This is a genomic window from Chryseobacterium culicis (assembly GCF_900108365.1).
Lineage (GTDB): Bacteria > Bacteroidota > Bacteroidia > Flavobacteriales > Weeksellaceae > Chryseobacterium > Chryseobacterium culicis.
The window spans coordinates 159,007-173,915 of sequence record NZ_FNWQ01000005.1 but is presented as its reverse complement, the minus strand read 5'-3'; the positions used below and the strand labels follow the sequence as shown (position 1 = coordinate 173,915).

Below are 14,909 nucleotides of genomic sequence, written 5' to 3'. Positions count from 1 at the left end.
TGTAATTTATTATGAAAAAATATATTAGCACCCTTTTAGTATTAGTTTCGGGATTTGCTTTTTCCCAAACTATCCTGAATGCATCCTCTCCGGAAGAGTTCAGACAGATGAGAGCGGAAAACAAACAGAAAGTTGGTGATACTATTGTAGATAAAACAGTAAAACCTCTTGAATATGGTTTTGTAGAAGACAAAGATATTTTTAAAAGTATGTTTGTGTGGGAAATCATTGATATGAATGATAAGATCAACCAGCCTTTCTACTATGATAATCCGGATGGTCTTCTTTCTACTCCTACAAGATCTCTATACCAATTATTATTGGATGCTGCTTTGAGTGGTAAGATCGAGCAGGTATATGACGATGAAAACTTTACAGTAAAACTTTCTCCTGAAGGCATTCAGAAAAGATTGGAAAAAGTGATCATCAATGATGCTGCTATTGATATCCTGAACTCTGGAAGACAGCTTACGGAAGCAGAAAAGAAACAATATACTGACGTATTTAAGACAACTACGGATAAAGTAAAAGTTCTTAAAATCATGGGTATGTGGTTTATTGATAAGAGAGACGGACAAATGAAATACAGACCTCTTGGTATTGCTGCTATGGGACCAGATCCTGCTGTACAGGGAGTGATCGGACCGGATGGTAAGCCTATCGCAAGCAATGATGAGCTTATTGATCTGTTCTGGATCTATTATCCAAGTGCTCGTGATGTTCTGGCAAACAATTATGTCTTTAACAGAAAAAATTCGTCTGCTGATCTGTCTTTTGATGATGTTATCAATGCAAGAAGATTCTCTTCTATCATTTATAAATCTTCAGCGGGGTTAGGAGATGGTACTATTAAAGACTATATTCCTAAAAATGCTGATGAACAGCTGGAAGAAAGCGACAGAATCAAAGCACAGATTCTTGACATGGAAAATGATATGTGGAATTACTAGATTTCACTTGATATTTATAGAAAACCTGAGTATTTTTACTCAGGTTTTTTTATTATGAAAAATGTAGAGTATATTATTGTAGGAGACGGATACGCAGGGCTTTTTATGGCTCATCAGCTGATTAGGAATAATAAGTCCTTTGTTATCTTTTCTGAAGGCAGAAAAAGTGCTTCTCAGGTTTCGGCGGGAATCATCAATCCCGTTGTTCTAAAGAAGTTTACCACGTTCTGGAAAGCACAGGAGCAGATAAATTTTCTTAAAGACAGTCTGAAAGAAATAGAATCTTATACCGGAGAAAACTATCTGATCAGTGCTCCTATTCACAGAATCTTTCACGATGAAAATGAACAGAAATTATGGTTGAAAAAATCAGATAACGAAGAATTGTCAGCTTTTCTCGATAAAAATTTTGATCGTTTAAATGGGGTAAAAAACGACTTTCAGACAGGAAAGGTGAATCAGTCTGCCAGATTGAATGTTAATGGATTTTTCGCTGGTTTATTTAATTATTTTGAAAAAAATGATCACTTGGTGAAAGAAAAGTTTGATTATACCCAACTCAACCCTTCCGAGGGGATCTATAAGGATTTTACTTTTAAAAATATTATTTTTTGCGAAGGAATGGGAGTGAAGGATAATCCGTACTTTTCAGAGATCGCAGTTAATCCCAATAAAGGGCATCATATCAAAGTAAAACTTTCACAGCCACTCCAGGAAAATATAACCATTAAGAAAAAACATTTCTTGTTCCCCACCGGAAACGGGCTTTATTTTTATGGAGGAACTTACGACAGAGAGCAGCTTCACCACCACATTGACGAATCTGCTGTTGAGCAACTGGTGAGAGGACTTTCAGAATTCTATCCTTATGATTTTGAAGTGGAAGAAGTACATTTCGGCTTCCGCCCTACAGTAAAAGACAGGAGACCTATTATAGGAAGACACGAGACATTGAAAAATTTATATGTCTTCAACGGGTTAGGGGCCCGCGGCATTCTGAATGGATGTTATTTCACGAGAGACCTGTACCAATGGATAGAAGAAGGTATCCCTTTGCATGAAGAAGTGTCAATAAATAGATTTCATTAACATATCTTAGTATAAATATTAAAAATGTATAATCTATGGATGAAAATATATTAGGTATAATCGCCGGAATTCTTACGTCTGTTTCCATGATTCCACAACTGGTAAAGGTAATCAGAGAAAAGAACGTAGAAGATATCTCTTTGCTAATGCTTTTAGTTCTCATTTCAGGGCTGTCACTTTGGGTATGGTACGGCTTTAAAAAAGATGAGCTGCCTATTATTTTATCCAATGCTTTTGCTGTGCTGGTGAATATAAGTCTTCTGATCTGTTACATCATGTACAATAAAAAAGAATAGCGGAATAACATAATAAAGACGCCCCATAGATGAGGCGTCTTTATCTTTTTATTTAAGTGAAATAATATTATTGAAGAACAAATTTTGCTAAAGGAGCCATTCTTGCTTTATTTAAAGTAAGAGTATTTCCGTTTACAGAGTAATTGTCTGCTGCAAGAATTGCTTTTGTAAACTGGTTTTCAATATCCAGATCTTCGCAGGCCATCATGGTAGACATTCCCTGGTTGAATTTTATTCTCATCAATTCAGGTTTGATCTCGAATGTTCCTCCCAAACCGTTGCACCCTGCATGTCCCTGGTATCTCATATCATTCATGTCAAGTTTGAAATAAGGATTGTTCTTAGGATTTTTAAGATCAATAGGCTTTCCGTTAAGCTCAGTAAGCTTCCATGTTTTTCCGGTAATATCTGCAGTTGTTTTCTGTGCATTCTGTGTGTTGCAGGAAACTACTAAAAATGTTGCGATAACAAGCGCCGATAAATAATAATACCAACTTTTCATAATACTTATTTTTTTAAGGATGAATGATAGTCTCTATGCTAATACGATGCCATTTTTGCAGGACCGGACTCCTTTTTAGACTGTTTAAGATGGAACAGAACCATGTCAACATTCTTTTTCAGGAAGGTTATATTTCCTTTAATATCAGAATATTGATACTCTTCATTAGAGGCAGTATATTCCGGTAAAGCATCGCTTTTTTTAAGGTCAAAAGTTTTACCGTTTAAATGTATTGTTGCGGTATTTTTGGTATTGTTGATTGTAACTTCTATTTTTTCTCCATAACTGTCAACATACACATTTTTGGAAATGTCATCTGCATTTTCAGGAGCAGCAGCGGTAAAGGTTTCCGCTTCTTTTCCCGGATGCTTACACGCTGTTAGGGAAATAAGGGTCAGTCCGAAAAGAACTGGTACTAATAATTTTTTCATAGTGAAATGTGATTTTAAAGTGTTTCATGAATTATGATGTTAATGCCTTATAAATTTACAAATATTTTTGATAAATATGTGTTAATTTTTCATAAACTAACAGTAAATGTAAATTTTTATGAATTTAACTCACTGTTTTTTGAAACATTTTTCACGAAACAGGACTTAATACTTAATCTAAAAAATTCGGGAAAGTGTTTGTGAGTAAGGATTCTTTGCGGGAATAAAATTTGAGAATGGGATTGTAATTTTTTTTCATTTGTTGTGTTAATTTTTGACAAAAGTAATTCAAAAAAGAGAGAGAAACAATAAGCCAATATTAATAATCATGAATTATGATAAAAGTTAGAGTAGTGATTTTATATCAGTTCTTAAAGAACCTGAGAAAAATGCCAATGCATCTGCCTTTTAAAATGTCAAAAAAAGAAACAACGCTGGCATTAGATTTTTTTCTACTCAAGAAATGTGGCTTGATTTTTGGAAATTAAAAACAGCACAGATGGATTCAAGAATCATTCCCGTTATGCTTGGATAAAGGAAAAATTTACGATTTATCAATTTTTTCTCTTTAGGTATTTTAAAGGATAGTTAAATTTTGTTAATCCATGATGATAATATCATAATCTGGGTGTACATTTGCAACTTCAAAATGAGAAACTTCTTAGTATACTTTTTAACCGGTCTTTTTCTGCTCTTTGTAGTAGAAAGCAGAATCGATGTAAAGACGCTTCGAAATGACTATACCGGTCATCCTTCTCATCATATGCCTAAAAGAGCCAACCGTTTGAATCAGACTTTTGAAAAACTTTCTGTTCAGCAAATGGCTGATAATATTGACAGCTCTACGTTAGAACTTACAGAAAATGACTTCCAGCTGTCTGACGTATGGCAGGCTGTTATTGTTTTTGCAGGCGTTTTCTCGCTGGTTTATATTTTCGGATTAAAAAGTTATAAAAGATCAAAACCGGATATTCACGGCTTTATTTTTGGCCTGTCAACCAAACGATTTATTCTTATCCGCTCCATTAGAATCTAAAATTGATCCTTTCTTATCTATTTTCTGCCTGATTCCGGGTTGGAAAATCTTACGCTGTGTATGCCGGTAATCATCACAACGTTCCTCTCTTATTACCGTTTTATTTCTACAAAACATTAACGATTTATATAAACTCTAGAATTATGATAAAAAGAGTTGCTTCGGGAATTGCGCTGAGTGCCCTGCTGTTGGCGGTTGGCTGCAATAAGAAAAAAGAAGAAAAAGAAGAAGTCGCCGTATATCCGGTGACGTCCCCTGTGGTAATGGATACCGTAATCAACAAAGAATACGTAGCCCAGATTCAATCTGTAAAAAACATTGAAGTAAGAGCTCAGGAAAAAGGTTTCCTGGAAAAAATCTTTGTAGATGAAGGACAGTACGTACACGCTGGACAAACATTGTTCCGAATTATGCCTAAACTCTATCAGGCAGAATTACTAAAAGCAAAAGCAGAGGTAGAACAGGCTTCTATCGAGCTTAAAAATGCAAGCACACTGGCAGGAAATAATATTGTTTCCAAAAATGAAAGAGCAATGGCAAAAGCCAAGCTTGATGCTGCCAATGCTGAAATGAAACTGGCTCAGATCCACCTTTCATTTACGGATATTAAAGCCCCGTTTTCCGGTATTATCAACAGAATTCCTCTGAAACTGGGAAGTCTTATAGACGAAGGTGATCTTTTAACATCATTATCGGATAATACCAATATTTATACATATTTCAATGTTTCTGAACCAGAATATCTGAGCTATCAGACTCGCGCTGCAGATAGAGGAAGTAATCAGGTATCCCTGATCACGGCAAACGGAGAGATGTATACGCAAAAAGGCGAGATCCAGACTATTGAAGGAGAATTTGATAACGAAACCGGAAATATCGCTTTCCGAGCAAAATTCCCTAATCCCGATAAGCTCCTTAGAAATGGAGAAACCGGAAAAATACAGATGACAATGCCTGTTCATAACGGTTTGATTATTCCACAGAAATCTACCTATGAAATTCAGGATCAGAAATATGTATTTGTTATTGACAAAAACGGAGTGGCAAAATCCAGGAATATTAAAATTGCTTATGAACTTCCGGACCTTTATATCGTAGCTTCCGGATTGTCAAAAGGAGATCAGATTCTTCTGGAAGGCGTTCAGAAGGTGAAAGATGATCAAAAGGTGAAAACAAAATTCCAGGATCCTAAGAAAGTTCTTCAGTCATTGAAATTAAAAGCAGAGTAATGGTCTCTAAAATGAAGCAGTATGTTTAAAAAATTCATTCGCAGACCAGTTCTGTCCATTGTAATCTCATTGATTATTGTATTTATGGGAGTATTGTCATTGGTAAAACTACCGGTGACGCAGTTCCCATCCATTTCTCCCCCTAAAGTAAATATTACCGCAGAATATCCCGGAGCTAACAACGAATTGTTGATTAAATCCGTTGTAATTCCTTTGGAAAGAGGATTAAATGGGGTTCCGGGTATGAAATATATGACCTCAGATGCAGGGAATGACGGGGAAGCGTCGATTCAGCTGGTATTTGATCTGGGAACAGATCCCAATGTAGCGGCAGTAAACGTACAAAACCGTGTGTCATCCGTAGTGAATAAACTTCCGCCTCTTGTAGTGCGAGAAGGGGTAAAAATCACACGTGAGGAGCCTAATATGCTGATGTACATTAACCTGTACAGTGATGATCCAAAAGCCGACCAGAAGTTCCTTTTCAACTATGCAGATATCAACGTAATGTCTGAATTGAGAAGGGTAAGTGGTGTAGGTTTTGCCGATATCCTGGGAACCCGTGAATATGCAATGCGTATCTGGCTTAAACCGGATCGGTTAACCGCTTATAATATTTCAGCTGATGAAGTAATGGAATCCCTGAATGAGCAAAGTTTGGAAGCATCACCCGGTAAAACGGGAGAAAGCTCCGGAAAACGCTCTCAGTCATTTGAATATATATTAAAATATTCCGGACGTTTTAACAACGAAAAAGATTACGGCAATATCATTCTGAAAGCAAAACCGGATGGAGAATCGGTGAGGTTAAAAGATGTGGCTGATATCGAGTTCGGAAGTTCAATGTATGATATTTATTCTACCTTGAACGGGAAGCCTTCCGCAGCAATTACCGTAAAACAATCTTATGGATCCAATGCAAGTGACGTTATCAAAAATGTAAAAGCATTGATGAAGGATCTTGAAAAGAACAACTTCCCTAAAGGAATGCACTACGACATCAGTTATGACGTTTCCAGATTCCTGGATGCATCCATGGAAAAGGTAATCCACACATTATTTGAAGCTTTCATTTTGGTGGCTATTGTGGTATTCCTATTCCTTGGAGACTGGCGTTCAACATTAATTCCGGCTCTGGCTGTTCCGGTTTCATTGGTAGGAACATTTGCCGTGATGTCCGCCTTTGGAATTACCCTGAATATGATTTCCCTCTTTGCCCTAGTAATGGCGATCGGGGTTGTAGTAGATGACGCAATTGTTGCCATTGAAGCTGTTCACGCCAAGATGGAAGAAAAACATCTATCCCCGTTAAAGGCTACAGAAGAAGCAATGCATGAAATCAGTGGTGCAATTATCGCAATTACATTGGTAATGGCATCCGTATTCATCCCGATTGCATTTATGTCTGGTCCGGTAGGGGTATTTTACCGTCAGTTCTCTATTACAATGGCTTCATCCATTATCTTATCGGGGGTTGTTGCACTTACGCTCACACCAGCTTTATGTGCTTTGATCTTAAGAAATAACCACGGAAAAGCTAAAAAGAAAACACCGGTTACTGTTTTCCTTGATAAATTCAATAACCTGTTCACAAAAGGAGCAGGCAGATATGAGAAAATGCTGAATAAAACAGTGACGAAAAAAACAATAACGTTACCGTTACTTTTAGCATTTTGTGCCTGTACCTTCTTCCTTAGCAACTCTTTACCCTCCGGGTTTATCCCCGCGGAAGACCAGGGAATGATCTATGCCATTATCCAGACCCCTCCGGGATCAACATTGGAAAGAACCAATCAGATTGCCAAAGAACTTTTAAGAGAATCTGAAGACATAGATGGCGTGCAGTCTGTTTCATCCCTTGCCGGATATGAGATTTTGACTGAAGGTACCGGATCCAACTCAGGAACCTGTCTGATTAACCTTAAAAGCTGGGAAGAACGTAAAGAATCTGCCACAGAGATTATAGAAAAACTGGAAGAAAAAGCTAAAAATATACCTGGAGCCAATATTGAATTCTTCCAGCCGCCATCCGTTCCGGGATACGGAGCAGCAGGTGGTTTTGAACTACGTCTGCTGGATAAAGCAGGAAGTGGAGATTATCATAAAATGGAACAGGTAAGTAATGACTTTGTGAAGGAGCTTAAGAAGCGTCCGGAGCTTGGATCGGCATTTACTTTCTATTCCGCAAGTTTCCCGCAATATATGCTTAAGATCGACAATGATCTTGCAGAGCAAAAAGGAGTAACAATTGAAAAAGCGATGGATAACTTATCTACACTTATCGGATCAAACTATGAGACGAGTTTTATCCGTTTTGACAGACCTTATAAGGTGATTGTTCAGGCAGGCCCCCAATACCGAGCTTTACCTACTGACCTGTTGAAACTGTATGTGAAAAATGATAAAGACCAGATGGTTCCGTACTCAGATTTCATGAGACTGGAAAAAGTATATGGATTATCAGAAATTACAAGACATAATATGTATAACTCTGCAGAGGTGAGCGGAAGTCCGGCACCTGGGTATAGTAGCGGGCAGGCCATTAAGGCGATTCAGGAAGTTGCGGATAAAACGCTTCCGAGAGGATTTGGTATCGACTGGGCTGGTATCTCTAAAGATGAAGTAAGCCGTGGAAATGAAGCTGTATTTATCTTCCTGGTGTGTTTAGGATTTGTTTACTTGATCCTTTCTGCACAGTATGAAAGCTTTATTCTTCCGTTGCCGGTAATTCTGTCACTGCCGACAGGTATTTTCGGAGCCTTTTTATGTTTAAAACTTTTAGGGCTGGAAAACAATATCTACGCGCAGGTGGCCATGGTTATGCTTATCGGGCTTTTAGGTAAAAATGCCGTGTTAATTGTAGAATTTGCGGTGCAGAAGAAAGCCGAAGAAGGAATTCCGGTAGCAAAAGCGGCTATTGAAGGAGCAGCTATTCGTTTCCGTCCGATTTTGATGACATCCTTTGCATTCGTAGCGGGATTGATTCCGCTGGTGATTGCAACAGGGCCGGGAGCTATTGGTAACAGAACCATTGGTACAGCCGCCGCGGGAGGGATGTTGATCGGAACCGTTTTCGGGTTGATGATTATCCCAGGATTGTATTATATCTTCGGAACCATTGCTGAAAAGTCAAGACTGGCCAGATATGAAGAAGAAAATCCTTTAACAGAACAAACTGAACCTTATGAACATGATGGAAAATTCGAAGACTAAAAATATAATTACCACCATTGCCTTATCGCTTGTACTTGCAAGCTGTAAGGCACCCATGGCGACTGTCATAAAAGACGAGGTAAAAGAAAATATCCCTCAGAACTTTAATCAGGAAGAGCCGCAGGATGCCAATAACAATAGCGGGACAACCCCGTGGAGACAGTTTTTTACGGATCCAAACCTCGTAAGCCTGATTGAAACAGCTTTAAAAAATAATCAGGAACTGCTGATCACTCTTCAGGAGATTCAAATTGCAAAAAGCGGAGTTTTAGCTAAAAAAGGAAGATTGACTCCAACAGTTTCCGCAGGAATAGGTGCCGGGCTGAAAAAATCCGGGCGTTACACCAGTGAAGGAGCCGGAGATGCTACCACAGAGATTGAGCCCGGAAAAGAAATGCCGGATCCGCTTGGAAATTTCGAAGCAGGATTAAATGCCAGCTGGGAAATTGATATCTGGAAGAAACTGAGAACCGAAAAAGAATCTGCGGTAGCTCATTATCTTTCTACGGTAGAAGGAAAAAACTTCGTTTTGTCTAATCTTATTGAAGAAGTGGCAGACAATTACTATGAATTGTTGGCTCTTGATAATCAATTGGATATTATACAGCAGTATATCAAGCTTCAGCAGAGAGCATTGGAAATTTCCAAAATTCAGAAAGAGGCGGCAGCGGCAACGGAACTTGCGGTAAAGAAATTTGAAGCAGAACTGGCTAAATCTAAAGCGGCAGAATATACGATCCGCCAGCAGATTACGGAGAAGGAAAACGAAATCAATGCGCTGTTGGGAAGATATCCACAGCCAATTGTGCGGGCGAAGGAAAACTTTATGTCTACCATTCCTCCTACAGTATATACCGGAATTCCATCTCAATTACTGGCCAACCGTCCTGATATTAAGCAGGCAGAATTAGAGTTAAAAGCTTCAAAGCTTGATGTGGAAGCAGCAAGAAAAGAATTCTATCCTTCTTTGGAAATTTCTGCAACATTAGGTCTGGAGGCTTTCAAACCTTCTTATCTTGTTAAAATGCCGGAATCAATTGCTTACAATCTTGCAGGAGAGCTGGCAGGGCCGCTGATCAATAAAAGCGCGATAAAAGCTAATTTCCAGACAGCAGATGCAAAACAGGTTCAGGCGTTATATGAATATGATAAAACCATATTGAATGCCTATCTGGATGTTGCCAATCTCATGTCGAAAGTTAAAAATATAGATCAGTACTATCAATTGAAATCACAGGAAACCAAAGCCCTGGATCAGTCAATTGATATTGCCAATCAGTTGTTCCGTAATTCAAGAGCGGATTATCTTGAGGTTCTTTTAAACCAGAGAGATGCGCTGGATGCTAAAATGGAACTTATCGAAGCAAAACAGAAGCAGCTCAGCACAGTAGTCGACATCTATAAAAGTTTAGGTGGAGGCTGGAAATAGAAATATCATAATTCTATCAATAAACAGTTAATGTTTTGGGGTCGGTTCTTTTAGGATCGGCCCTTTTTACTTTTTAATACGACATGTTTTGTCGCTGTGTGTAGATATTTTTACATCACAAAAGGACAAACATTAGTGCTTCATAAAGAGAATTTAATCATTAATAGTATGATTTAAAGCATACCACAGTAATATGATTATCGTGTCTTAAAAAGTGTTAAATTCGCGAAGTTTTTTAATAAGCTAATTATAACTCAGAAAACAACATTAAAATGAGAAAACTTTATCTCGGTGCCTGTACTTTAGGTACTGCTTTGGGGCTATCTGCCCAGGAAGTAGTATGGCAGAAAGACATCAAATCCTCTACCCAGGATTTTCTAAGCCAGGTTACCACGACAATTGACCAGCAATATTTAATCACAGGAAGCTCTATTCAGAGCAATAAGCTGCAGGCAGAAAGCAGTAAGCAGAATAACGGTTATGATTTTCATTTGATTAAACTCAATCAGCAGGGAGAAGAAGTGTGGGAAAGATACTTTTCAGGACAAAATCATGATTATTTATCAGCAACAGTTACTACGCAGGATGGCGGATTTCTTTTGGCAGGAACTTCTTATTCCGGAAAAGGACTGGATAAAAAAGAAGAATCCAAAGGAGGATCCGATATCTGGTTGATCAGAATCAATGAATTTGGGGATGAATTGTGGCAGAAAACCTTAGGAAGTTCTTCCGATGAAGAAGCAAGAGCTGTGATTCAGACGACAGATTTAGGGTTCTTTGTTGCCGGCAATGTTACAGCCCTTCGACAAGCTCAGGATTTAAAAGGTTACGGTTCCAAAGATGTTTTAATCACAAAACTGGATAAAGACGGAAAAGAACTTTCACAGCTTATTTTAGGAGGAAAAGGATTAGACGAAGTGGAAAAAATGATTCCAACTCGTGATGGCGGAGCATTACTGGGTATTTATTCCAGAAGTTCCGAGGTTCGTGTTTCGGGATCTGCCAGCGCTCAGGCAGGCAACCAAAGATCTGCCTCTTCAACAGCCATTAGCCAGACACCAAAAGCCAGCAGCAATTATGGCGAAGGCGACTACTGGATCGTGAAACTTGACAAAACCGGAAAAGTAGAATGGGAAAAGAATTTTGGAGGAAAAGGAGATGATCATATCAGAACCCTGGCTTTAACTTCAAATGGCTTTATCATAGGAGGAGAATCAAGATCAGAAAGATCGGGAAATAAAACGGTCGGCATTGAAGAAGGAACCGATCTATGGCTGATTGCTTTAAATGAAAGAGGTGATGAGCAGTGGCAGAAATCCTACAACTTCAAAAACCGTGATATTCTGATGGGAATGAGTGTGGTAAGCGGGAGGCTGGAAGATGGAAGCGAGAAGTCTAAAGGTATTTTGCTGGGAGGTTATACTCAGGCTGAAGGAAGAATCCAAACCGACGACGAAACCTTTTGGATGTTATATCTCGACCAAAACGGAAATGAGCAGTGGAGAAAGCATGTAAAAGGAGAATCCAGAAAAAGGGAGGAAAGACTGTCTGATATTAAATTAAACAGAGACGGATCAATTGTTCTGGCCGGAACCAGCGCAGAAGAACTGGGCAAAGAAAACTGGAAGATTGTAAAGCTGGGTGACAGACAGGTTGATCAGCTGATTGAAAAATATGATATCAAAATCTATCCAAACCCTGTTTCAGACTATGCTTATGTAGAAATCGGCTTTGACTTTAAAGACGCAGATATTCTTTTATATGACATGAGTGGCAGACAGCTTCAGAATTTAAAAACTAAGAATAAAGTAACCAAGATCAATACTCAGGCTTTGGTTCAGGGCGCTTATCTGGTGACGATAAAAACGGATACTAATAAAACAGCGAATGCTAAATTGATTAAAAAATAAATACACTTATGAAGAGAATATTTTTACTCGTGATATATATGCTAACTTATCATGTGTATAACAGTCAGGTACAGAGCCACAATGTGGGGGTTACCCAGCCAGTGCCCTCTGTGTCATCATTAACAACTTACAAAAATATTCCGGTTTCTTTACAGACAGGAGTTCCTAATATATCATATCCTTTAATTAGCTTACCTACAAATAGTAAATTTGTTAACATCAATCTGGGACTAAGCTATCATACAGGAAATATTTCCAAAGACAGTTGGACAAGTGAGGTAGGAAAAGGATGGTCAATTTTGGGGTCTGGAGCCATTTCCAGAGAAATTCTTTATGATTTTGACGAGGTATTTGATGATGCGAGCTTCCATCATTATATAAAAAATGAATTTGATGATATTTATAATTTTAATATCCCGGGAGAATCCGGAAAATTCAGAATTGTAAGAAATGTTACCACAAATACATTTGGGATAGTACCATTAAGTCCCTATACTGCTAAAATAGAATATACCAGAACAAGCAATACCGCTACATTAATTTTGGATTCTTTTACCATAACAAGCGATGAAGGTATTAAATATAAATTTCAGGACTATAATATTTCAATGATGAATGTCTGGAGTTGGGATCATCCAAATCTCGGAGGGTTTTATTATGATAAAACATATAGAAGCGCATTTTATTTAACATCTATATCGGACGAAAATGATCAGGAACTGGTAAAATATACCTATCTGAAAGATATAAAAAATTTATCCGGAACTCAAACTATAGAATCGCAAATCAATAAATTAACCCGTATAGAAGTAAAAGACCGTGGAATTGTAGAAATTAATTATACCAAAAATGAATTAGTCAATAAAAAGAATGATATCTTCAGCATAGATAATATTATTCTAAAAAATGCCAAGAATGCGTTTGTTAAAAAATATAAATTTAATTATTCATATAATTCTGATCGTACTTTAAATTCTTTTACCCAGGTAGATAATTATGAAAATGATATTGAAAAAACGAGTTTTGATTATCAAGGGTATAGCTTGCCTTCCAGTAGCGGGGAAGTACACTTTAATAGACTAAGAGTAAAACTGCCAACAGGAGGAGCTACAGAATATAATTTTGAATCAGTACCTTATGCATTTAAGGATTCAATTGGTACAGTTATGCCTCCGCAAGTTGATATTGCCAACGTGTCCTTTAATCAGTTTAATACCAATACAAAAAAATATTTCTTTACCATTCCTCAGGATAAAGAACTAAATATAGAAATCTATGCCAGTCAGATTTCAGGCTACCCTTGGTCATTGACCTTTTATAGAAAAATTGGAGATGTTTATAAGCCAACTCCTTATACAATAGGGCCAGCAGTTGATGCAGATCCAAACTATCCAACAATACAGAATATGACATTTACTACTGGTGAATATTATGTTACATTGTCTTCTGCTGTACCCAATGCTACTTTTAGTGGTTCCGTGAATTTTAGGGCATTTTACTATGATGGAACTCCTTCTGAGGGTAACATCAAGGTTCCTACAGATTCCTTTTTGAGAATTAAAAATATCAAATCTTTTGATTTGGATTATGCCAGTGTAAATAATTATTCGGTTCCGTCATCAATAGAAGAATATGAGTATAATAAATTTGATGATCCTACTGTTTCAAGCGGTTATTTTGTAGACGGAGGCAGTATATTAGGAAAGTCAGAAAGTGGTATAGTACCAGCCAATCCTGTGACAATTTATAAAAACGTAAAAGTTTCCAATGGAAATAATACAGGATATACCAAATATTATTTTAAAACGGTAGATACTTATTCAACACAACCTACTGAAGTGCCTAACCGACCATTATGGCCTAATTATAACATTATGAGGGAGGGACTTTTGGATAAAAAAGAAGTTTACAATGCTGCCAATCAAAAACAAACAGAAGATAATTTTGAATATACTCTTGAGGATTTTTTCGGTCCCAGATACCTGGTAGCACCTATATATTTAGGGGCAAACTTCTTTTTGAAAACAGTTTGGATAAAAAATCATAAAGTAATCTCGAAAATTTATCATAATTCAGCTACTACTGAAACTACTACTGAGACAACAAAGAGTGCTATCAACTATAAAACAAATCTGGAAAAAGCAACTTCTTTTGACGGAACTATTCAGGAAACAACCTATCAGTATGCCTTTGATAAGGGTAATCAGAAGCTTATTAATGCCAATATCATAGGTATTCCCTTAGAAACTCAATCTATTGTTAAGAAAAATATCTCTGATACGGGGAAATTAATTTCAAGAGCGGAAACAAAATATGATAATCCTGCCAATACATTTCCCAGCTCAGCGGTATCGTATGATACACAAAATAATATTTCTGACGAAGTTATCTTCAACAGATATGACAGCAAGGGAAATTTAGAGCAATATACCACCAAAGATGGTATTCCCGTTACTGTAGTTTGGGGATATGGCAAAACCCAGCCTATCGCAAAAATAGAGGGGGCAACTTATGATCAGATATCACCTTATCTGTCAGATATTGTTTCTAAATCTGATGCCGATATTGACGCAGGATCAGAACAGGCTTTTCAAAATGCTCTGGATCTTTTCAGAAATAATATCAGTCTCGGAAATTATCAGATCACCACGTATGTGTATGATACTCTGATTGGAATGAAGAGCATGACTCCGCCTTCCGGAATCCGGGAATATTACAAATATGATAATGCCAACAGACTGGATCAGGTGGTTGACGATAACGGAAAAGTCTTGAAGAAATACAAATACAACTACAAACATTAATTCATGAGTAATAAGCAACA

Annotated in this window: 11 protein-coding genes; 9 read left to right on the top strand and 2 right to left on the bottom strand. The window is 37.5% G+C overall.

Going from position 1 to position 14,909, the window contains the following annotated elements; translation table 11 throughout:
• Nucleotides 1-11 precede the first annotated feature (11 nt).
• From porN to BLW74_RS17475, 3 genes are read left to right on the top strand one after another with little or no spacing between them, the layout of a single operon-like run.
• Complete coding sequence (gene porN / locus BLW74_RS17485; RefSeq protein WP_089694475.1) at nt 12-950, top strand: type IX secretion system ring subunit PorN/GldN; 939 nt, start codon at nt 12-14, stop codon at nt 948-950.
• Between the two features lie 54 nt (nt 951-1,004).
• The gene (locus BLW74_RS17480) at nt 1,005-2,039 is read left to right on the top strand and encodes an NAD(P)/FAD-dependent oxidoreductase (protein WP_089694473.1); all 1,035 of its coding nucleotides are present in this window, start codon (nt 1,005-1,007) and stop codon (nt 2,037-2,039) included.
• A 35-nt stretch (nt 2,040-2,074) separates the two neighbouring features.
• A complete protein-coding gene (locus BLW74_RS17475) occupies nt 2,075-2,335 on the top strand; it encodes a SemiSWEET transporter (RefSeq protein WP_089694471.1) in 261 nt (86 codons plus the stop codon).
• Between the two features lie 67 nt (nt 2,336-2,402).
• On the opposite strand, the gene BLW74_RS17470 is transcribed toward BLW74_RS17475, so the two are convergent.
• The gene (locus BLW74_RS17470; protein WP_089694469.1) at nt 2,403-2,837 is read right to left on the bottom strand and encodes an META domain-containing protein; all 435 of its coding nucleotides are present in this window, start codon (nt 2,835-2,837) and stop codon (nt 2,403-2,405) included.
• Between the two features lie 38 nt (nt 2,838-2,875).
• The gene (locus BLW74_RS17465; protein WP_089694467.1) at nt 2,876-3,268 is read right to left on the bottom strand and encodes a multicopper oxidase domain-containing protein; all 393 of its coding nucleotides are present in this window, start codon (nt 3,266-3,268) and stop codon (nt 2,876-2,878) included.
• 649 nt (nt 3,269-3,917) lie between these two features.
• Between BLW74_RS17465 and BLW74_RS17460 the strand changes: the two genes are divergently transcribed.
• From BLW74_RS17460 to BLW74_RS17435, 6 genes are all read left to right on the top strand, one after another.
• Complete coding sequence (locus tag BLW74_RS17460) at nt 3,918-4,304, top strand: hypothetical protein (RefSeq protein WP_089694464.1); 387 nt, start codon at nt 3,918-3,920, stop codon at nt 4,302-4,304.
• A 146-nt stretch (nt 4,305-4,450) separates the two neighbouring features.
• Nucleotides 4,451-5,533 (top strand): efflux RND transporter periplasmic adaptor subunit, encoded by a 1,083-nt coding sequence (locus BLW74_RS17455; RefSeq protein WP_089694734.1) that lies wholly within the window; start codon nt 4,451-4,453, stop codon nt 5,531-5,533.
• A 21-nt stretch (nt 5,534-5,554) separates the two neighbouring features.
• Nucleotides 5,555-8,746, top strand: coding sequence for an efflux RND transporter permease subunit (locus BLW74_RS17450; protein WP_089694463.1), 3,192 nt, complete (start codon nt 5,555-5,557; stop codon nt 8,744-8,746).
• Entirely contained in the window at nt 8,718-10,175 is a 1,458-nt protein-coding gene (locus BLW74_RS17445; RefSeq protein ID WP_089694461.1) for a TolC family protein, read from the top strand. Before BLW74_RS17450 ends, BLW74_RS17445 begins: the two co-directional genes overlap by 29 nt.
• Nucleotides 10,176-10,447: 272 nt before the next feature.
• Nucleotides 10,448-12,085 (top strand): T9SS type A sorting domain-containing protein, encoded by a 1,638-nt coding sequence (locus tag BLW74_RS17440; protein ID WP_089694459.1) that lies wholly within the window; start codon nt 10,448-10,450, stop codon nt 12,083-12,085.
• An 8-nt stretch (nt 12,086-12,093) separates the two neighbouring features.
• Complete coding sequence (locus BLW74_RS17435; protein ID WP_139265762.1) at nt 12,094-14,889, top strand: hypothetical protein; 2,796 nt, start codon at nt 12,094-12,096, stop codon at nt 14,887-14,889.
• Nucleotides 14,890-14,909: the final 20 nt, after the last annotated feature.

What these genes read in the sequence shown, in the direction of transcription:
- porN (WP_089694475.1), top strand. Translation starts at nt 12, where the DNA reads ATGAAAAAATATATTAGCACCCTTTTAGTATTAGTTTCGGGATTTGCT.
- BLW74_RS17480 (WP_089694473.1), top strand. Translation starts at nt 1,005, where the DNA reads ATGAAAAATGTAGAGTATATTATTGTAGGAGACGGATACGCAGGGCTT.
- BLW74_RS17475 (WP_089694471.1), top strand. Translation starts at nt 2,075, where the DNA reads ATGGATGAAAATATATTAGGTATAATCGCCGGAATTCTTACGTCTGTT.
- BLW74_RS17470 (WP_089694469.1), bottom strand. Translation starts at nt 2,837, where the DNA reads ATGAAAAGTTGGTATTATTATTTATCGGCGCTTGTTATCGCAACATTT.
- BLW74_RS17465 (WP_089694467.1), bottom strand. Translation starts at nt 3,268, where the DNA reads ATGAAAAAATTATTAGTACCAGTTCTTTTCGGACTGACCCTTATTTCC.
- BLW74_RS17460 (WP_089694464.1), top strand. Translation starts at nt 3,918, where the DNA reads ATGAGAAACTTCTTAGTATACTTTTTAACCGGTCTTTTTCTGCTCTTT.
- BLW74_RS17450 (WP_089694463.1), top strand. Translation starts at nt 5,555, where the DNA reads ATGTTTAAAAAATTCATTCGCAGACCAGTTCTGTCCATTGTAATCTCA.
- BLW74_RS17445 (WP_089694461.1), top strand. Translation starts at nt 8,718, where the DNA reads ATGAACATGATGGAAAATTCGAAGACTAAAAATATAATTACCACCATT.
- BLW74_RS17440 (WP_089694459.1), top strand. Translation starts at nt 10,448, where the DNA reads ATGAGAAAACTTTATCTCGGTGCCTGTACTTTAGGTACTGCTTTGGGG.
- BLW74_RS17435 (WP_139265762.1), top strand. Translation starts at nt 12,094, where the DNA reads ATGAAGAGAATATTTTTACTCGTGATATATATGCTAACTTATCATGTG.